This is a genomic window from Pseudomonas sp. IAC-BECa141, from assembly GCF_020544405.1.
In the GTDB taxonomy this organism is placed as follows: domain Bacteria; phylum Pseudomonadota; class Gammaproteobacteria; order Pseudomonadales; family Pseudomonadaceae; genus Aquipseudomonas.
The window spans coordinates 1,356,961-1,375,114 of record NZ_CP065410.1; the positions used below are offsets into that span (position 1 = coordinate 1,356,961).

The following is an 18,154-nucleotide window of genomic DNA, read 5'->3' on the forward strand; positions in this document are numbered from 1 at the left end:
CGACTCAGGTTCGGGCATTTTTTCAGGGTCTTCAGTTCGGCCCCGGATCCGCCACCAGGCGCCCCGCATCCCGGGTCAGGGATTTGAGGAACTCGGTCTGCAACTCGGGATCGTTGCGGGTCAATTCGATCAGACTTTGCTCCAGCTCACTGGCTTCTTCTTCCAGACCCAGTTCCGACAGACGCTTGACCCGGTGCACCCACTGGCTCACTTCGTCGTCTTCCAGATCGTCGTAGATCAGTGCGTGAGCCTCCAGCAACTTGCCGCGCAGGTGAGTGCTGATCGCCAAAGACGAATCGGAGTGCACGTCGTCCTTGCTGTCTTCGACAATGATCTGCAGTTTGCCTAAATGATTGAGGTCGTTTTCGGCGAACGGGCTGTCCAGCAGGTTCAGACGCAGCACGCCGTGGCGATCGGTGGTCATGTCGAAGGTCTGCTTGCCGGCCTTGATCTGAACCGGGCGCTCGCTCCACGGCAGGCTCGAATACTCCGTGCGCTTGTCGCGCTGGACTTCGTCGATACCGGCCAGGTTCTGTTGCGCGCGACCATTGGATTGCACGTTCATGAACGGGTTGAGCCCGGCGAAACCGTAACTGAGCCAGTCACGGGTCACGCTGTCGGGCAGATTGCCAAGGGCAAACACGTTGACCACGTTCGCACCGATGCCGCCGACCACCGCCACCGCGCCCAGCGGAATCTCGTAGATCTCCCGCCATGGCTGGTAAGGCGTGTAACGGTCGTAATGGCGCGTGACCTCGAACTCGGTGACCTCGAAGGTCTTCTGTTCGTTGATCTTCACCCGCCGTTGCGGCAGCTCAAGCACCTTGGGCTCGCCGACATCGATCTGCAGGCTGTGATCGAGCAGTTTGCGCTCGACACGTTCCTCGTGCTCGCTGCGTTGTGACATGTGATTGGCACAGCCGCTGACCAGCAGGGTGCCGCACAGGGCGGCACCACCGAGGCCTAAGGTGTTTCGCTTGAACATGACGTCTCTATCTGGTTTCAGCGGCGGATACGGGCCTGAAGGAAGGACAGCACGTCGGCAACCGGCAGCGCTTGCGCCTGGCCTTCGGTACGGCTCTTGTATTCCAGGTTGCCTTCGGCAAGGCCGCGATCGCTGACCACGATCCGGTGCGGAATGCCGATCAGCTCCATGTCCGCGAACTTGATGCCCGGGCTGGTTTTCTTGTCGCGGTCGTCCAGCAACACTTCGAAGCCAGCCGCGGTCAGTTCCGCGTACAGCTTGTCGGTGGCTTCGCGCACCAGCTCGGTTTCATAGCGCAGTGGTACCAGGGCGATCTGGAACGGTGCCAGGGCGTCGCTCCAGATGATGCCGTTCTCGTCGTTGTTCTGCTCGATGGCGGCGGCCACCACGCGGGAAACGCCGATGCCGTAGCAACCCATTTCCAGGGTCACCGGCTTGCCGTTCTCGCCCAGTACTTCGCACTTCATCGCCTTGCTGTACTTGTTGCCCAGCTGGAAGATGTGCCCGACTTCGATGCCGCGCTTGATTTCCAGGGTGCCCTTGCCGTCCGGGCTCGGGTCGCCGGCCACGACGTTACGCAGGTCGGCCACGGTCGGAACCGGCAGATCACGCTCCCAGTTCACGCCGAAGTAGTGCTTGTCGTCGATGTTCGCACCGATGCCGAAGTCGCTCATCAGCTCGACCGAGCGGTCGATGATGATCGGCAGCGGCAGGTTCAGCGGGCCGAGGGAACCGGCGCCGGCGCCAATGGCGTCACGCAGTTCGGCATCGGAAGCCATGACCAGCGGGCTGGCAACGCCTGGCTGGTTGGCAGCCTTGATTTCGTTCAGTTCGTGGTCGCCACGGATGATCAGCGCGATCAGCTTGCCTTCTTCTTCGGCGTGCACGATCAGGGTCTTGATGGTCTTTTCGATCGGCAGACCGAATTTTTCCACCAGGGCCGCGATGGTCTTGGTGTCTGGCGTGTCGACCAGGCGCAGCTCTTCGCTTGGCGCGGCACGCGAGGTTTCACGCGGTACGGCTTCCGCTTTCTCGATGTTCGCGGCGTAGTCGGAACCGTTGCTGAAAACGATATCGTCTTCGCCGGACTCGGCCAGCACGTGGAACTCGTGGGAACCGGCACCGCCGATCGAACCGTTGTCGGCTTCCACCGGACGGAACTTCAGGCCCAGACGGGTGAAGATGTTGCAGTACGCTTCGTGCATGCGGTCATAGGTGACCTGCAGCGACGCCTGATCCGCATGGAAGGAGTACGAGTCTTTCATGATGAATTCGCGACCGCGCATCAGGCCGAAGCGTGGACGGATTTCGTCACGGAATTTGGTCTGGATCTGGTACAGGTTGATCGGCAGCTGTTTGTAGCTGCTCAACTCGTTGCGCATCAGATCGGTGATCACTTCTTCGTGGGTCGGGCCCGCGCAGAAATCACGACCGTGGCGGTCTTTGATGCGCAGCAGCTCAGGGCCGTATTCTTCCCAGCGCCCCGACTCCTGCCACAGCTCGGCCGGTTGGGTGCTCGGCATCAACACTTCCAGAGAGCCGGCGGCGTTCATCTCTTCGCGAACGATGGCTTCCACCTTGCGCATCACTCGCAAGCCCATCGGCAGCCAGGTGTACAGGCCCGAGGCGAGTTTGCGGATCATGCCGGCGCGCAGCATCAGCTGATGGCTGATCACGACCGCGTCGGAAGGCGTTTCTTTCTGTGTGGCGAGCAAAAATTGACTGGTGCGCATGGTTGGCCGTTGTCGGTTGCTATGACTGGAAATGACGGAGCAGTGTAACGGCGAGATCCGCCGACGTACAGAAGTGCAACCCCGGCGCGAACCCTCTCGCCGGGTGCGAGATGTCTTACGATTCTTCCACGACGGAGGTCGGTGCAGGTTCCGGCGTCGGCGTCGGACCTTCGCGGCGGCTTTCCTGGAACCAGTGCAGGGCAATCAGCACCAGGGTCGGCACGCCGAGCAGCGCGGTGATCAGGAAGAAGTTGTGATAACCGAATTTCTCCACCATCACGCCGGAGTAGCCGCCGATCAGGCGTGGCAGCAGGAGCATGATCGAGCTGAGCAGGGCGTATTGAGTGGCGGAGAACTTCAGGTTGGTCAGGCTCGACAGGTAGGCGACGAACGCCGAGGTAGCCAGACCGGAGCTGAAGTTGTCGAGAGAGATCGTCACCACCAGCATCTGCAGGTTCGGGCCCATGTCCGCCAGCATGAGGAACAGCAGGTTGGTGGCCGCCGACGCAGCGCCGCCGATGAACAGGATCGGCAGGATGCCGAAGCGCACGATCAGCAGACCGCCCATGCCGGCGCCGACGAGGGTCATGATCAGACCGAAAATCTTGCTGACGCTGGCGATCTGGTCCTTGGTGAAGCCCTGGTCGATGTAGAACACGTTGGCCATCACGCCCATCACCGTGTCGGACATCCGATAGGTGGCGATCAGGCCGAGCAGCAGCAGCGCCTGCCAGCGGTAGCGCAGGATGAAGTCGTTGACCGGCGTCAGCACCGGCGCCAGACCGCGACGGCCCATGGCCGAGAGGCACAGGCAGGTCAGCGTGGTGTAGAGAATCGCGCGCAGGAACGCCCGGTCTTCAAGCAGCAGGTCCAGCGGGCTCATGTCACCAAACAGCACGCTGGCGAAATCGGTGTTGTAGAGCTGGGTGAACATCGCCGGGACGGAGACCAGCAAAATGATCAGCACGAACACCGACATCAACTGATGCATGAAGGTGTAGCGCCCGGCCTGCAACTGAGTGCGCAACGGCACCGGAGGCTCGCGCATCAGCAGGGTGGTGAGCAGGGCAGGGACCATCAAGGCGCCGAACAGCACGTAGGTGCCGGTCCAGGCGGAGTGCTGATAGTTGAACCCGGTGGAGCCGAAGCCTTCGGCGAAGAACAGTGCACCAGCGGTCGCGAGCAGGGCCGCCACCCGATAACCGGACATGTAACTGGCGGCCAGAGCGGCCTGACGGTTGTCTTCGGCGATTTCCAGGCGATAGGCGTCGACGGCGATGTCCTGGGTGGCGGAAGCGAAGGCGACGATCACTGCGATAGCGATCAGCCAGGACAGGTGTTTCTGCGGGTCGCAAAAGCCCATGCCGATCAGGCCGAGGATCACCAGCGTCTGTGAGAGCACCAGCCACGAGCGACGGCGCCCCAGCTTGCCGAGCAACGGCAGGCGCCATTGATCGAGCAGGGGCGACCAGACCCATTTGAAGGCATAGGCCAGACCGATCAGGCTGGCGTAGCCGATCGTCTCGCGGGCCACACCGGCTTCACGCAGCCAGACCGAAAGTGTCGAGAACACCAGCATGTACGGCAGGCCGGCGGCGAAACCCAGCAACAACAGCACGAGCGTCGAAGGACTGGCATAGGCGGCGAGCGCGGCGCGCCAGGTTTTACGGGGCATGGGCTGAAGTCTGCCTCAAGATTGCGAAAACAAAGCGCGCACTCTAACCGCTGTGCTCTACCGGACGCCAGCCATGGCGCCGAATATCCACACGATTGTTCAGGATGGTGATGCCTTCCATGCGCAATCGCGCCCGCTGTTCGTCCCCGGACGGGCTGCCCGCCGGCAGGCTGATCCGACCGCCGGCGCCGAGTACGCGGTGCCAGGGCAGTTTGGTATCGCCGGGCAATTGGCTCAGGGTCCGGCCGACCCAGCGGGCGGCGCGCCCCAACCCCGCCAGTTCGGCCAACTGACCATAGCTGACGACCTTGCCCTCGGGCACTTGGGCGAGGGTGGAATAGAGTGCCGTGCGTCGGATTTGCGGATCGTTTTCGCAGGCATGCATCGGGTCTGTCACGTGCGCGGTTCCTGAACTTGATCGCGTTATGTCCTTAAGCGTAATCGGTGCAAGGGCAATTGAGAAATGAACTCAATAGAAATAGCCGGGTCATTCCTTGTCAGGGAATTATTCCTACGGATAATGCCGACCATTTTTTCGCAAACTTGAGTCCCCGATTTGCTTATGTTGTCCAGAACCCTGCTGTGCCTTGCTGTCTTCAGTGCGTCCACACCCCTGCTTGCCGACACCGTCTGGTTGAAGAACGGTGACAAGCTGAGCGGCAAAATCACGCTGTTCGACGGTGGCAAGTTGCTGGTCCAGACCCAGTACGCGGGCGCAGTGACCATTGACTGGAAGCAGGTCAAGACGCTGGAGAGCGATCAGGAGTTGCTGGTCAAGCAAGACGCCTACAACGGCGAGAAGGCCAAGTCGCTGAGCGCTGCCGAAGACGGCAAGGTCACCCTGGCCAACGGCGAAGCGCCGAAAACCGTGGAGTTGGCGAGCATTCAGCAGATTCTCAAACCCAAACCGGTGGTCGAGGATCTGGTGTGGAAGGGCAACGTCGATCTGGCGCTGGATTATCAGCGCGCGGAAAAGGACACCGACGATTACGATATCGGCTTCAAGACGTCCGCCCGCCATGGTCGCTGGCGCCACACCGCCGAGGGCGAGTACAACCGCGAAGTGCAGGACGACGTGACCACTACCGACAACTGGCGCGCCGAGTATGCACTCGACCGTTTCCTGACGGACAAGTGGTTCTGGCAGGGGCGCCTGAATTACAAGCGCGACCACATCGAAGAGCTGGCGCGTCAGCGCGTGGTCGGTACAGGTCCGGGTTACCAGTTCTGGGATGACGAGCTGGGGGCATTCTCCCTGGGCTCGCTGCTCAACCGCACCGACTACCAGTATCGCGATGGCAGCAAGGACAACTTCTATTCGGTCGCGATGAAGTGGGATTACAACCGCTACCTGATCGGCAAGAAAGTCGAGTTCTTCACCAATGGCGAAGTCGGCAAGCCGCTGTCCGGTGTGGCCGACTATGCTCTGGATGCGGAAATGGGCCTGCGCTACAAGGTCACCGACTGGGCCTCCCTCAACCTCAAGGCCGAGCGCGACATCATCAGCGGCACCGAGGACGCGGACCTGAGCAAGACCCGCTACACCGCCGGTTTCGGCGTCGCCTGGTAAACAACAAAAAAGATCGCAGCCTGCGAAGGCTGCGATCTTTTTTTGCGCCCGGAAAAACAGACGCTCACAAAAAAGCCCCGCTTTTGAGGGCGGGGCCTTTTACTAAAGAAGCTACAAGTTAGATAACTTGTACTTCTTCAGCTTGCATGCCTTTCTGACCGCGGGTAGCGATGAAAGAAACCTGTTGGCCTTCTTTCAGGCTTTTGAAGCCGTCGGATTGGATAGCTTTGAAGTGAACGAACAGGTCGTCACCGGATTGTGGGGTGATGAAGCCGAAGCCTTTTTCATCGTTGAACCACTTAACGGTACCGGTTTGGCGATTAGACATGGTGTAACTCCTTGAACAAAGATAACTGCGACTCAGGAAGAACCCTGGCCGAGACTGAGTGCAAAGAGCAGGAAAAATTCTTGTAGATGGTTGGATCGAAATTCAACATATCGTGTAGAGATTCTCAGTGACACAAGCAGCACAGTGGCGCCACCTTAACCCTTTTTCCGGAACGTGCCAATGCTTCTTGCGAAGGTTTCTCTGTTTTAGGGATCGGCGGTCTGACGGTTCGTCGCCAGGCCGCGTAATTCCTGCACGTTCGGCGAGATTTGCAGCCCGGACTTTGAACCCGGCGGCGCGCCCGGTAAGATGCCGGACAGATTTTTTCCACCTCGCTATTCAGGACACCCGCCATGAGCATCAAATCGGACAAGTGGATTCGCCGCATGGCGCAGGAACACGGCATGATCGAGCCGTTCGTCGAGCGCCAGGTACGTGGCAGCGACGACAGCCGTGTGATCTCCTACGGTGTTTCGAGCTATGGCTACGATGTGCGTTGCACCAATCATTTCAAGGTGTTCACCAACATCAATTCGGCCATCGTCGATCCGAAAAACTTCGATGCCGGCAGCTTCGTCGACGTCCACAGCGACGTCTGCATCATTCCGCCGAACTCCTTCGCCCTGGCCACGACCGTTGAATACTTCCGTATTCCACGCAACGTCCTGACCATCTGCCTGGGCAAGAGCACCTACGCTCGCTGCGGCATCATCGTCAACGTCACCCCGCTCGAGCCCGAGTGGGAAGGCCAGGTGACCCTGGAGTTCTCGAACACCACCAACCTGCCGGCGAAGATCTACGCCAACGAAGGCGTGGCGCAGATGCTGTTCCTTGAATCCGACGAGGAATGCGAAGTCTCCTACAAGGATCGCGCCGGCAAGTACCAGGGCCAGCGTGGCGTGACCTTGCCACGTACCTGAGCCGTCCATCCGGCAGTTACCGGGAATTCTTCGGCGGGTAGACACTCTATGAGGTGTACTGCCCGATTCGCGGACAGCGAAACGGGCCTTCGCCGAGGAGTGCTCCATGAAGATCGATCCGCAAATCACTGCCGAACTGGCAAGGCTCGAGCCCAATCAGGTTGGCGTATTGGCCTGGTCCTTGTTGGCACACCCACCCATCGCCATGGCTGGCGGAATTCCTCACCAGCCCGATCCCGATACCCCAACGAAGAACCGACCGAGCCCGGCGAGCCTACGTTGCCGGACAAACCGCCACCCGCGCCTGTCGCTTGATTGAATGTATGGCCCGTCGGCTGAGTCCTGAGCAGGACTTCAGCCGACGGGCCATATTTCGTTGTCGCCAATGACAAAGATCCGACAGCTGTCTTCCTTCTCCACCGGATAACCGCCGGTGAAGGCCCCGAAGGCCGGCAGCAGACTGATGCGTTCTCCCAGCCTGAAACACGCCAGCCGCAAACGCTGACGCCCCTTGCCGTTCAACCGAAAGACCGGGTGTACGTGGCCTGCAAGGACGTGGCGTTCAGGGTGCGGTTCGGGTTCGTGCTGCAACGCGAAAGGCCCTAGCAACAGGGGTTCGGGCACCACTCGAATGTTCAGGGTCTGCGGTGGATCACCGGCACGTTTATCGTGATTGCCGCGAATCAGCGTGATCGGCAGATCGGCGTGCCGCGCCCGCCATTGCGCCAATGCCTGCAAGGTGTCGGGAGCGTGGGAGCCAGGCCCGTGCAGAAAGTCCCCAAGAAAGATCAGTTGCCGACACGGCAGTTTCGCCAGCAACTGCTCGATCACGGCGATGTTGCTCGCCGTGGTGCCCTGCGGCACCGGTTGCCCCAGACGCCGGTAAGCGGCAGCCTTGCCGAAATGCACATCAGCGATCAGCAACGCCTGTTGCGCCGGCCAGTACAGCGCCTTTTCCGGCAGCAACCAGAGGTCTTCGCCTGCCAGGCGCACAGGATAGGGCGCGTTCATCAGGATTGGCCCTTGTCGGCGGTTTTCTCCAGGTCGCCAACCATGCGGCGGATGCGGTCGGCGAGCTTTTCCGAACTCATGCTTTCGCGCATGCGCTCCACCAGCAATGGAAAGCCGAGCGGTGTGGGACGTTTGATCAGGTGCATGTCCAGTTTCATCCGGTTGACTCGCTCCAATGTCTGTTCCAGCCGACGAATATCCAGCTCTTCGCGCAGGACCTCTTCCCCGGCCTGTGCCAGTAGCAGATTGTCGGCGTCGTATTGTTTGAACACTTCAAAGAACAGCCCGCTGGAGGCCTGCACCTGACGAGTGCTTTTCGGCGCACCGGGGTAACCGGCGAACACCAGACCGGCAATCCGGGCGATTTCCCGAAACCTGCGCAGCGCCAGTTCGCCCGCGTTGAGGCTGGCCAGCACATCCCTCAATAAATCCTCGGGACTGAGCAGCGCGTCATCCAGTTGCACAGACCAGTCAACGGGCGTCGCGCTGAGCAATTCCAGGCCGTAATCGCTGACCGCAATCGAGAAGGTCACAGGCAGGCGCTGACTGACCCGCCACGCCAGCAGGCTGGCCAGTCCCAGATGCACCTGGCGTCCGGCGAACGGGTAGAGGAAAAGGTGCCAGCCTTCGCGGGATTTCAGCACTTCGGCCAGCAGATTGTTAACGGTCGGCAGGCCCGACCAGCGCAGCTGCGTTTCCAGCAACGGTCGCAACGCCTGCATTTCCGGGCCGGCAAACTCACCGTTTGCCGCCGCGCTGAACCGGCTGACCACCGCTTGCGCCAGTTCGCTGGACAGCGGCATACGCCCGCCATTCCAGCGCGGTACAGCGGCTTTTTTCGCCGTGCTGCGTTTGACGTAGGCAGTCATGTTTTCCACCCGCACCAACTCCAGCAAGCGCCCGGCGAACAAGAAGCCGTCGCCGGGTTTGAGGCGGGCGATAAAGCCCTCTTCAACGCTGCCCAGTTGCTTGCCGCCACCGCCCTTGCTCCAGAATTTCAAATGGATCGAAGCGTCGCTGACGATGGTGCCGACGCTCATCCGATGGCGGCGTGCCAGCCGCGCATCTGGGACGCGCCAGATCCCGTGCTCATCCGGTTCGACCCGGCGGTAATCCGGGTACGCCGTCAGCGACATCCCGCCGTGGCGTACGAACGCCAGCGCCCAGGCCCAGTCTGCACGTGTCAGGTCGCGATAGGCCCAGGCACCACGGACTTCCTCGTACAACTCATCGGGAATAAAGCCACCGCCCAGGGCCATGCTGACCAGATGCTGCACCAGCACATCCAGCGGTTTGTGCGGTGACAATCGAGGTTCGATCCGCCGCTGTGCTACGGCATCACCAGCAGCAGCGGCTTCGATCAGTTCCAGGCTATGGGTCGGCACCAACGTTACCCGCGACGTTCGACCGGGCGCATGGCCCGAACGCCCGGCACGCTGCATCAGCCGCGCGACACCTTTGGCCGAACCAATCTGCAGCACCCGCTCCACTGGCAGGAAGTCCACCCCCAGATCCAGACTCGACGTGCAGACCACGGCCTTGAGCTGACCATTCTTCAGCGCCTGCTCAACCCAGTCGCGAGTGTCGCGGGACAGAGAACTGTGATGCAAGGCGATCAACCCGGCCCAGTCCGGCCGCGCTTCCAGCAAGGCCTGATACCAGATTTCCGATTGCGCCCGGGTATTGGTGAACACCAGGCTGCTGGCGCAGACGTCCAGTTCGGCGACCACCTGCGGCAACATCTTCAAACCGATATGTCCGGCCCAGGGAAAGCGTTCGATGGCCGGTGGGAGCAAGGTGTCGACCTTGAGCGACTTTTCGCTTTTCCCCTGAATGCTGATGCCACCGCCTTGTGGGATCAGTACCTGTTCGGCGTGGGATTGATTGCCGAGCGTCGCAGAAACACCCCAGACGATCAGTCCCGGGTGCCAGCGCCGCAACCGGGCGAGGGCCAGTTGCAGTTGGACGCCGCGCTTGTTGCCGAGCAATTCGTGCCATTCATCCACCACGACCATGCGCAGCGTCGAGAGCGCCGTTTGCGCGTCGGCGCGGGCGAGCATCAGGGTCAGGCTTTCCGGGGTGGTGATCAGCGTGGTGGGCAATCGCCGGTTCTGCCGGGCGCGTTCGCTGCTGCCGGTGTCGCCAGTGCGCAGGCCGACGCTCCAGGGAATCTGCAGATCGTCCAGCGGCGTTTGCAAGGCGCGCGCGGTGTCGGCGGCCAGCGCACGCATCGGCGTGATCCACAAAACAGTCAGCGGTTCGGCGGGCGGTGGACGTTTACGGGTGGTTTCGGCAACAGGCCTGGAGCGGGCAAAGCGATTGAGCGCGGCAAACCACACCGCGTAGGTTTTACCGGCGCCGGTGCTGGCGTGCAACAGGCCGGACTCGCCACGTTTGACCGCCACCCACACCTGTTTTTGAAAGGCGAACGGCTTCCAGTCGCGGGCGCTGAACCAAAGTTTGGCGAAGTCGGTGGAAGTGCCCATGCCGGCGACGTGTGCTCTGAAAGTGTTCCTTCAGAGACCGCGCCGGCAGGGCAATAGTTTTACTTGAGATTGCCGCTGAGGAATTGCTTCAGGCGTTCGCTTTTCGGATTGCCCAGCACTTCTTCGGGCGCACCTTCTTCTTCCACCAGCCCCTGGTGCAGAAACAGCACCTGGCTCGAGACCTTGCGCGCAAAGCTCATTTCATGGGTGACCATGATCATGGTCCGGCCTTCCTCGGCCAGGCCCTGGATCACCTTGAGCACTTCACCGACCAGTTCCGGGTCGAGTGCCGAAGTCGGTTCGTCGAACAGCATGACTTCCGGTTCCATGGCCAGCGCGCGGGCAATCGCCACCCGTTGTTGCTGGCCGCCGGAGAGGAACGCCGGGTACTGATCGGCCACCCGCGCCGGCAAACCGACCTTTTCCAGATATCGCCGGGCGCGGTCGTCGGCTTCCTGTTTGCTGCAACCCAGCACCCGGCGCGGGGCCATGGTGATGTTTTCCAGCACGGTCATGTGGCTCCACAGATTGAAATGCTGGAACACCATCGCCAGGCGCGTGCGCAGGCGTTGCAGTTCATTGGGGTCGGCGACGTGCATGCCGTGGCGGTCGGTGACCATGCGGATCGCCTGGCCGTCGAGGCTCATCGCGCCGTCGTTGGGTTGTTCGAGAAAGTTGATGCAGCGCAAAAAGGTGCTTTTGCCCGAGCCGCTGGCGCCGATCAGGCTGATCACGTCGCCGGTCTTGGCCTTGAGCGAGACGCCTTTGAGCACCTGATGGTCGCCATAGCTTTTGTGCAGGCCTTCAACGGTCAATTTGTACATGGAACAGGCATCCTCAAGGCGAAAGTAGATAGCCGCTGCGATAGGCTTCGGCGCCCGCGACGTGGGCGATCACCATCCCGGCGGTGGCCATGCGCCGCAGCGAGCGGGCATAGAGCAGACCGGAAGCGGTGCAATGGACTGGCGTGACCCGGTCGTTGATCGGGTCGATGATTTCGGCGATTTTCTGCCCGGCTTCCAGCCACTGGCCGGGTGTGGCGCTGTAGACCAGCAGGCCGCCGACGGGAGTGGCCACCGGTTCCACGCCGGCCAGAGGTGTGGCGGGATGTGGCAGTGCCGGCAAGGCTTTTGGTTCGCCGACGATGGCGCCGAAATGGATCAGGTAATCGATCAGCGCCTGGCAGTCGCCACTGGCCAGCGGATGGGTGACATCTCCCTGACCGCGCAACTCGACGGTGACCGAGAAACTGCCGAGCGGAATGTCGAAGTGTTCGCCGAAGCGCTCCTTCAATTGCCACCACAGCAGGGTGAAGCACTCATCGAACGACTGGCCGCCGGAGTCGGTGGCCAGCAGGCTCGCCTGGGATTCGATATAGCGCGCCAGCGGCTCGACCTGCGGCCAGGCCTCGGGCGTGGTGTAGAGGTGAACCACGGATTCGAAATCGCAATGCAGGTCCAAAACCATGTCCGCATCGCAGGCCAGCCGTTGCAGGGTCAGGCGTTGGGATTGCAACTGAGTCGTGGCGGTGTGGCGGTCGAGGGCGTTGCGCAGGCTGGATCGGATCAATTCGAGGTTGCGCTGCGGGTCGTCGCTCAGTTGCGCTTCGATTTCGTTGCCGATTTCTTCGCTGAGGTCGACGAACCAGCGGTTGAAATTCTGCCCGCTCTCCAGCTCGTAGCGGCCCAGCGGCATATCCATCAGCACCTGTTCGAGGCCGATCGGGTTGGCCACCGGCACCAGCACGATTTCGCTGCGCAGGCGCCCGGCGGCTTCCAGCTCCGCCAGACGCTGCTTGAGGTGCCAGGCCACGAGCATGCCGGGCAGTTCGTCGGCATGCAGCGAGGACTGGATGTAAATCTTGCCCTGAGCCTTGTCCGGGCCGAAGTGAAAGCTGTGAATCTGTCGTGCGGTCCCCGGCAGCGGGGCCAGCAGGTCGTGTATCTGGTGGCGCATCTCAAAAGGGTCCTAGTGGGTCGGGCCGAGAAAGGCCAGCCATCGGCGTTCGGCAAGACGGAACAGGCCGACCAGCGCAAAGGTGATGGTCAGGTAGATCAGGGCGGCGATGCCGAACGACTGGAAGGTCAGGAAGGTCGCCGAGTTGGCGTCCCGCGCGACCTTGAGGATGTCGGGGATGGTCGCGGTAAAGGCCACGGTGGTCGAGTGCAGCATCAGGATCACTTCGTTGCTGTAGTACGGCAACGACCGGCGCAGCGCCGACGGCATGATGACGTAGGCATAGAGTTTCCACCCGGTCAGCCCGTAAGCCTTGGCCGCTTCGACTTCGCCGTGGTTCATGCTGCGGATCGCCCCGGCGAATATCTCCGTGGTGTAGGCGCAGGTGTTCAGGGCGAAGGCCAGGATCGTGCAGTTCATCGCATCGCGGAAGAAACTGTCGAGCAGCGGTTGCGCGCGCACGGCGGCCAGGCTGTAGATCCCGGTGTAGCAGATCAGCAACTGGATATAGAGCGGCGTGCCACGGAACAGGTAGGTGTAGAACTGCACCGGCCAGCGGATGTAGAAGTGCGGCGAGACGCGGGCGATCGACAGCGGAATCGACACGATGAAACCGAAGAAGATCGACGCGCTGAGCAGCCACATCGTCATCGCAAGGCCAGTGATGTTCTGGCCGTCTGTATAAAGGAAGGCTTTCCAGTATTCCTGCAGAAGTTCGATCATCGTACGGCCTCCCGTGCACCGGCGGCGTAGCGGCGTTCGAGCCAGCGCAGAATGAAGTTCGAGGCACTGGTGATCAGCAGGTAAATCAACGCGGCGAGAACCAGAAAATAGAACAGCTGATAGGTGCTCTTGCCGGCGTCCTGCGCGGCCTTGACCAGATCGGCCAGGCCTATGATCGAGACCAGCGCGGTGGCCTTGAGCATCACCATCCAGTTATTACCGATGCCTGGCAGGGCGAAGCGCATCATTTGCGGGAACACCACGAAACGAAAGCGCTGGCCGCGCTTGAGACCATAGGCGGTGGCGGCTTCGACCTGACCGCGTGGCACGGCGAGAATCGCTCCGCGGAAGGTTTCAGTGAAGTACGCGCCATAAATGAAGCCCAGGGTCAGGACCCCGGCGCTGAACGGGTCGATCTCGATGTATTCCCATTCCAGGTAATCGGTGAGCGTCGTCAGCCAGGTTTGCAGGCTGTAGAAGATCAGCAGCATCAGCACCAGGTCCGGCACCCCGCGAATCAGCGTGGTGTAGATCTGGGCGGGCAGGCGCAGCAGTTTGACTTTTGACAGCTTGGCACTGGCGCCGAGCAGGCCGAGCAACACGGCCACCAGCAGCGACAACGCCGACAATTTGATGGTCATCCAGGTGCCTTCCAACAGCAGCGGGCCAAAGCCCTTGAGGCTGAAGGCGGAGAGCCCCAGATTTTGTAAGAGGTTTTCGAACATAAATCAGCAACCTGACTGAATGAAAAAGGCGCCCATCGAGGATGGGCGCCGGGGCATTATTTGCCGCTGTACAGATTCAGATCGCCAAAGTGTTTCTTTTGAATCTCGGCGTATTTGCCATCATCGTGTAACGCTTTGATACCTTTATCCAAAAGCGCTTTCAGCTCGGTGTTACCTTTCTTAATACCGACAGCGGTCTTGGCTGGCAGCAAGTGGTTGTCGACCGGCTCGCTGACAGCATAGTCGGCACCCTGTGGCGACTTCAGAAAGCCCAGTTCGGCCTGCAACATGTCCTGAATGCCCGCATCGAGACGGCCGGAAGTCAGATCGGAATACACCTGATCCTGGTTCTGATAGGCCTGGGTTTTCACGCCGGCCTTGTCCAGCACGGCTTTGGCATAGGCTTCCTGGATGGTGCCTTGCTCGTAGCCGACGGTTTTGCCTTTCAGCGAAGCGACGTCGTTGGTGATGCCGGAACCCTTCTTCGACACGTAGGCAGTCGGGCCGGAGAACAGCTCGCTGGAGAAGTCGATGACTTTTTCACGGGCTTCGGTCACGGTCATCGACGAGATCACACCGTCGAATTTATTGGCCTTGAGGCCCGGAATCATGCCGTCGAAGTCACTTTCGACCCATTTGCACTTGACCTTCAACTCGGCGCAGATCGCGTTGCCCAGATCGATGTCGAAGCCAACCAGGCTGCCGTCTGCCGCTTTCGACTCGAACGGTGCGTAGGAAGGGTCAACGCCAAACCGCAGTTCTTTGTATTCCTTGGCCAGCGCGGAGCCGGCGGCCATGCACAACGCCAGTGCAGAAAGGGTCAGCAATGCTTTTTTCATTATTCAATCCCTAAGAACCAATATGAGCGCTTGTGGCGCGGAATGATTGTTACTGGAGCGCTTACGACTTATAGAAAGTAGCAATTTCCGAACCAGAGTCCCGAACAAGTGTTTTAAAAGGTGCAGGAAGTGCATGCCGGGGCCGGTCAGCGCACGAAAACGGGCGCGCCGCAAAAGCTGCACCAGGATGGTTCAGGGGATCGTTCCCACGCTCTGCGTGGGAATGCAGCCCGGGACGCTCCGCGTCCCAAAGCGGACGCAGAGCGTCCATTGAGGCATTCCCACGCGGAGCGTGGGAACGATCGGGGTGAGGGGGAGTATCGGGGGAAGGAGTCAGACCAACAGCTCTTGCAAGGTCGCCAGGCTGTCGGCCTCATCCACGGTCTTGTCCTGGCGCCAGCGCAGCATGCGCGGGAAGCGCACGGCGATGCCGCTTTTGTGCCGGCGGGAGAGGGCGATGCCTTCGAAGCCCAGTTCGAACACCAGGCTTGGTGTCACGCTGCTGACCGGACCGAATTTTTCCACGGTGGTCTTGCGCACGATGCTGTCCACTTCGCGCATTTCCGCATCGGTCAGCCCGGAATAGGCCTTGGCGAACGGCACCAGCGCCCGCGCACTGGAACCGGGCGGGCCGTCCCACACCGCAAAGGTGTAATCGCTGTAGAGGCTGGCGCGGCGCCCATGCCCGCGCTGGGCGTAGATCAGCACCGCGTCGACGCTGAACGGATCGACCTTCCATTTCCACCACACGCCCATGTCCTTGGTGCGGCCGACGCCGTACATCGCATCCCGGGCCTTGAGCATCATGCCTTCAACCCCAAGTCGCCTGGAGGCCTCACGCTGGCGGGCGAGATCGAGCCAGTCATCACCCGTCAGGAGCGGCGAAGGCAGCAGCACCGGGTTGTTGCATTTGGCGATGACCTGCTCCAGTTGCTCACGACGTCTGGCCTGGGGCTGGTTGCGCCAGTCTTCGCCCTGCCATTCGAGCAGGTCATAGGCGAGTACCACCACCGGCGCGTCTTCGAGGATTTTGCGGTCCAGCGACTTGCGGCCGATCCGCTGTTGCAACAGCGCGAAGGGTTGCACCGCCGGGGCTTGCGTCGTCTGGGGATCGAACGCGTCTTCGGTGACCGGGCGGTTGTTCTTCCACACCACGATCTCACCATCGATCACTGTGCCGTCAGGCAACCCTTGCACCAGTGTGTCGAGTTCGGGAAAACGTTCGGTGACCAGCTCTTCGCCCCGGGACCAGACCCACAATTTGCCGTCGCGCTTGACCACCTGCGCGCGGATACCATCCCACTTCCACTCCACCTGCCAGTTGCTTGCAGGCCCGAGCAGGGTGTCGAAGGTTTCCACCGGTTGCGCCAGCGCGTGGGCGAGGAAGAACGGGTAGGGCTGGCCTCCGCGCTGGGCGTGTTCATCGCTGGATTCGGGCGCGATCAGTTTCAGATAGCTGTCAGCGTTCGGCCGGTTGGACAAGTCGGTGTAACCCACCAGCCGTTGCGCCACGCGTTTGCTGTCGAGCCCGGCCATGGAAGCCAGGGCTCGGGTCACCAGCAATTTGGACACACCAACCCGGAAGCTGCCGGTGATCAGTTTGATGCACAGCATCAGGCTCGGTCGATCCAGTTGCGCCCACAGTGCGGGTAACTGGTGGGCGAGGTATTCCGGGGTTTCACCGCGCAAGGGCAGCAGTTTGGCTTCGATCCATTCGGCGAGGCCGGCCTCGGAGGTGTGCGGTTGTTCCGGCAGCACCAGCGAGATGGTTTCCGCCAGATCGCCGACTGCTTGATAGCTCTCCTCGAACAGCCACGGCTCCAGCCCGGACACGTCGACCGCCAGATCCCGCAGGATCCGCACCGGCACCAGTTGCCGAGGCCGCCCGCCGGACAGAAAGTACACCGCCCACGCGGCATCCTGCGGTTGCGCCTGAGCGAAGTAGGTCTGCATGGCCGCCAGTTTGGCGTTGCTGGAGGTGGTGGCGTCGAGTTCGGCGTACAACCCGGCGAAGTCTTTCATGGCTGCACCTCGGCGACGGCGGGCGTGGCGGTGGAATGCTCTTCTTCGTCGTCACCGTATTCAGTATTGAAGCCTTGAGCGTCGAGCCCTTTTTCGCGCAGATGGCGCACCAGTACACCAATCGAGCCGTGGGTGACCATGACCCGTTCGGCACCGGTCTGTTCGATGGCCCACAACAGGCCGGGCCAGTCGGCATGATCCGAAAGCACGAACCCGCGATCGACCCCGCGCCGCCGGCGGGTGCCGCGCAGGCGCATCCAGCCGCTGGCGAAGCTGTCGCTGTAATCGCCGAACCGGCGCATCCAGCTGCTGCCGCCGGCCGACGGCGGGGCGATGACCAGCGCCTGGCGCATGATCGGGTCGTTCTTTTTCACGTCGCCGGCGTAGATCGTCGGCGGCAGGTAGACGCCGGCCTCGCGGTAGACCCGGTTCAGCGGCTCGACCGCACCGTGGCTGAGGATCGGCCCTAGGGTTTCGTCGATGCCGTGGAGAATCCGCTGGGCCTTGCCGAACGAATAACAGAACAGCACGCTGGCCTTGCCCGCCTCGATGTTGGCCTGCCACCACTGGTTGATCTCGGCGAACACCTGCGCCTGCGGCTGCCAGCGATAGATCGGCAGGCCGAAAGTCGATTCGGTGATGAAGGTGTGGCAACGCACCGGTTCGAACGGCGCGCAGGTGCCGTCGGGTTCGATCTTGTAGTCGCCGGACGCGACCCAGACTTCGCCGCCGTATTCCAGCCGCACCTGGGCCGAGCCGAGCACATGGCCGGCGGGATGAAAACTCAGGGTGACGCCGTGGTGGGTCAGGCGCTGGCCGTAGTCGAGGGTTTGCAGGTTGATGTCCTGGCCCAGGCGCGCGCGCAAAATCCCTTCGCCAGGGCTGGCGGCCAGGTAATGCTGGTTGCCGCCACGGGCATGATCACCGTGGGCATGGGTGATCACCGAGCGCTCGACGGGCCGCCACGGGTCAATGTAGAAATCCCCGGCGGGACAGTAGAGGCCTTCGGGCGAGCAATAACAAGGTCCATGGTGTTACCGGAATGGAGGACTTGTTAGCTATGAGGCAGGCGCGAAGTCAGAAGTTCTATCGAGTTTTTTACTGTCACATGATCGTTCCCACGCTCTGCTTGGGAATGCAGCCCGTGACGCTCCGCGTCCCTTGAGGCATTCCCACGCGGA

Annotated in this window: 15 protein-coding genes and 2 pseudogenes; 3 read left to right on the top strand and 14 right to left on the bottom strand. The window is 61.4% G+C overall.

The features are described 5' to 3' along the window. Nucleotides 1–31: 31 nt before the first annotated feature. The 4 genes from I5961_RS06090 to I5961_RS06105 form a co-directional block, all read right to left on the bottom strand. The gene (locus I5961_RS06090; protein WP_227234630.1) at nucleotides 32–985 is read right to left on the bottom strand and encodes a hypothetical protein; all 954 of its coding nucleotides are present in this window, start codon (nucleotides 983–985) and stop codon (nucleotides 32–34) included. A gap of 17 nt (nucleotides 986–1,002) precedes the next feature. Continuing rightward, nucleotides 1,003–2,718 (bottom strand): proline--tRNA ligase, encoded by a 1,716-nt coding sequence (locus I5961_RS06095; RefSeq protein ID WP_085697401.1) that lies wholly within the window; start codon nucleotides 2,716–2,718, stop codon nucleotides 1,003–1,005. 115 nt (nucleotides 2,719–2,833) lie between these two features. Beyond that, the gene (locus I5961_RS06100) at nucleotides 2,834–4,393 is read right to left on the bottom strand and encodes an AmpG family muropeptide MFS transporter (protein WP_085697402.1); all 1,560 of its coding nucleotides are present in this window, start codon (nucleotides 4,391–4,393) and stop codon (nucleotides 2,834–2,836) included. 43 nt (nucleotides 4,394–4,436) lie between these two features. After that, nucleotides 4,437–4,778: an MGMT family protein gene (locus I5961_RS06105; protein ID WP_170929714.1), complete on the bottom strand. Its 342-nt coding sequence runs from the start codon at nucleotides 4,776–4,778 to the stop codon at nucleotides 4,437–4,439. 177 nt (nucleotides 4,779–4,955) lie between these two features. Between I5961_RS06105 and I5961_RS06110 the strand changes: the two genes are divergently transcribed. Continuing rightward, nucleotides 4,956–5,963: a DUF481 domain-containing protein gene (locus tag I5961_RS06110; RefSeq protein ID WP_007954986.1), complete on the top strand. Its 1,008-nt coding sequence runs from the start codon at nucleotides 4,956–4,958 to the stop codon at nucleotides 5,961–5,963. 118 nt (nucleotides 5,964–6,081) lie between these two features. On the opposite strand, the gene I5961_RS06115 is transcribed toward I5961_RS06110, so the two are convergent. Continuing rightward, nucleotides 6,082–6,291, bottom strand: a complete 210-nt coding sequence (locus tag I5961_RS06115) for a cold-shock protein (RefSeq protein ID WP_002554837.1) — start codon at nucleotides 6,289–6,291, stop codon at nucleotides 6,082–6,084. Between the two features lie 353 nt (nucleotides 6,292–6,644). On the opposite strand from I5961_RS06115, the gene dcd reads away from it, so the two are divergent. Both dcd and I5961_RS06125 read left to right on the top strand, forming a co-directional pair. After that, complete coding sequence (gene dcd / locus I5961_RS06120; protein ID WP_007954988.1) at nucleotides 6,645–7,211, top strand: dCTP deaminase; 567 nt, start codon at nucleotides 6,645–6,647, stop codon at nucleotides 7,209–7,211. Nucleotides 7,212–7,317: 106 nt separating this feature from the next. Continuing rightward, nucleotides 7,318–7,526: pseudogene (locus I5961_RS06125) on the top strand (hypothetical protein). 39 nt (nucleotides 7,527–7,565) lie between these two features. On the opposite strand, the gene pdeM reads toward I5961_RS06125, so the two are convergent. The 9 genes and pseudogenes from pdeM to I5961_RS06170 all read right to left on the bottom strand — a co-directional run bounded on the left by pdeM (nucleotide 7,566) and on the right by I5961_RS06170 (nucleotide 18,003). Further along, nucleotides 7,566–8,222: a ligase-associated DNA damage response endonuclease PdeM gene (pdeM, locus tag I5961_RS06130; RefSeq protein ID WP_227234632.1), complete on the bottom strand. Its 657-nt coding sequence runs from the start codon at nucleotides 8,220–8,222 to the stop codon at nucleotides 7,566–7,568. After that, nucleotides 8,222–10,708 carry a ligase-associated DNA damage response DEXH box helicase gene (locus tag I5961_RS06135; RefSeq protein ID WP_227234634.1) on the bottom strand — a complete coding sequence of 829 codons (2,487 nt, stop codon included), beginning with the start codon at nucleotides 10,706–10,708 and terminating at the stop codon, nucleotides 8,222–8,224. The genes pdeM and I5961_RS06135 overlap by 1 nt, the downstream gene beginning before the upstream one ends. Before the next feature lie 59 nt (nucleotides 10,709–10,767). Then, nucleotides 10,768–11,532 (bottom strand): ABC transporter ATP-binding protein, encoded by a 765-nt coding sequence (locus I5961_RS06140; protein WP_085697407.1) that lies wholly within the window; start codon nucleotides 11,530–11,532, stop codon nucleotides 10,768–10,770. Nucleotides 11,533–11,545: 13 nt separating this feature from the next. Beyond that, the gene (locus I5961_RS06145) at nucleotides 11,546–12,664 is read right to left on the bottom strand and encodes a succinylglutamate desuccinylase/aspartoacylase family protein (RefSeq protein WP_227234636.1); all 1,119 of its coding nucleotides are present in this window, start codon (nucleotides 12,662–12,664) and stop codon (nucleotides 11,546–11,548) included. A 12-nt stretch (nucleotides 12,665–12,676) separates the two neighbouring features. Beyond that, nucleotides 12,677–13,387 (bottom strand): ABC transporter permease, encoded by a 711-nt coding sequence (locus I5961_RS06150; RefSeq protein ID WP_011332767.1) that lies wholly within the window; start codon nucleotides 13,385–13,387, stop codon nucleotides 12,677–12,679. Beyond that, the gene (locus tag I5961_RS06155) at nucleotides 13,384–14,112 is read right to left on the bottom strand and encodes an ABC transporter permease (protein WP_085697409.1); all 729 of its coding nucleotides are present in this window, start codon (nucleotides 14,110–14,112) and stop codon (nucleotides 13,384–13,386) included. The genes I5961_RS06150 and I5961_RS06155 overlap by 4 nt, the downstream gene beginning before the upstream one ends. A 56-nt stretch (nucleotides 14,113–14,168) precedes the next feature. Then, nucleotides 14,169–14,951, bottom strand: a complete 783-nt coding sequence (locus I5961_RS06160; protein WP_085683295.1) for a transporter substrate-binding domain-containing protein — start codon at nucleotides 14,949–14,951, stop codon at nucleotides 14,169–14,171. Between the two features lie 333 nt (nucleotides 14,952–15,284). Next, nucleotides 15,285–16,973, bottom strand: a complete 1,689-nt coding sequence (locus I5961_RS06165) for an ATP-dependent DNA ligase (protein WP_227234637.1) — start codon at nucleotides 16,971–16,973, stop codon at nucleotides 15,285–15,287. Then, a pseudogene (locus tag I5961_RS06170) lies at nucleotides 16,970–18,003 on the bottom strand (ligase-associated DNA damage response exonuclease). Before I5961_RS06170 ends, I5961_RS06165 begins: the two are co-directional and overlap by 4 nt. Nucleotides 18,004–18,154: the final 151 nt, after the last annotated feature.

Excerpts from the sequence above, each read along its gene's own strand:
- I5961_RS06155 (WP_085697409.1), bottom strand. The coding sequence starts at position 14,112 with ATGTTCGAAAACCTCTTACAAAATCTGGGGCTCTCCGCCTTCAGCCTC.
- I5961_RS06135 (WP_227234634.1), bottom strand. The coding sequence starts at position 10,708 with ATGGGCACTTCCACCGACTTCGCCAAACTTTGGTTCAGCGCCCGCGAC.
- I5961_RS06105 (WP_170929714.1), bottom strand. The coding sequence starts at position 4,778 with ATGCATGCCTGCGAAAACGATCCGCAAATCCGACGCACGGCACTCTAT.
- dcd (WP_007954988.1), top strand. The coding sequence starts at position 6,645 with ATGAGCATCAAATCGGACAAGTGGATTCGCCGCATGGCGCAGGAACAC.
- I5961_RS06100 (WP_085697402.1), bottom strand. The coding sequence starts at position 4,393 with ATGCCCCGTAAAACCTGGCGCGCCGCGCTCGCCGCCTATGCCAGTCCT.
- I5961_RS06110 (WP_007954986.1), top strand. The coding sequence starts at position 4,956 with ATGTTGTCCAGAACCCTGCTGTGCCTTGCTGTCTTCAGTGCGTCCACA.
- I5961_RS06090 (WP_227234630.1), bottom strand. The coding sequence starts at position 985 with ATGTTCAAGCGAAACACCTTAGGCCTCGGTGGTGCCGCCCTGTGCGGC.
- I5961_RS06115 (WP_002554837.1), bottom strand. The coding sequence starts at position 6,291 with ATGTCTAATCGCCAAACCGGTACCGTTAAGTGGTTCAACGATGAAAAA.
- I5961_RS06145 (WP_227234636.1), bottom strand. The coding sequence starts at position 12,664 with ATGCGCCACCAGATACACGACCTGCTGGCCCCGCTGCCGGGGACCGCA.
- I5961_RS06140 (WP_085697407.1), bottom strand. The coding sequence starts at position 11,532 with ATGTACAAATTGACCGTTGAAGGCCTGCACAAAAGCTATGGCGACCAT.
- I5961_RS06165 (WP_227234637.1), bottom strand. The coding sequence starts at position 16,973 with ATGAAAGACTTCGCCGGGTTGTACGCCGAACTCGACGCCACCACCTCC.
- I5961_RS06150 (WP_011332767.1), bottom strand. The coding sequence starts at position 13,387 with ATGATCGAACTTCTGCAGGAATACTGGAAAGCCTTCCTTTATACAGAC.
- I5961_RS06160 (WP_085683295.1), bottom strand. The coding sequence starts at position 14,951 with ATGAAAAAAGCATTGCTGACCCTTTCTGCACTGGCGTTGTGCATGGCC.
- I5961_RS06095 (WP_085697401.1), bottom strand. The coding sequence starts at position 2,718 with ATGCGCACCAGTCAATTTTTGCTCGCCACACAGAAAGAAACGCCTTCC.
- pdeM (WP_227234632.1), bottom strand. The coding sequence starts at position 8,222 with ATGAACGCGCCCTATCCTGTGCGCCTGGCAGGCGAAGACCTCTGGTTG.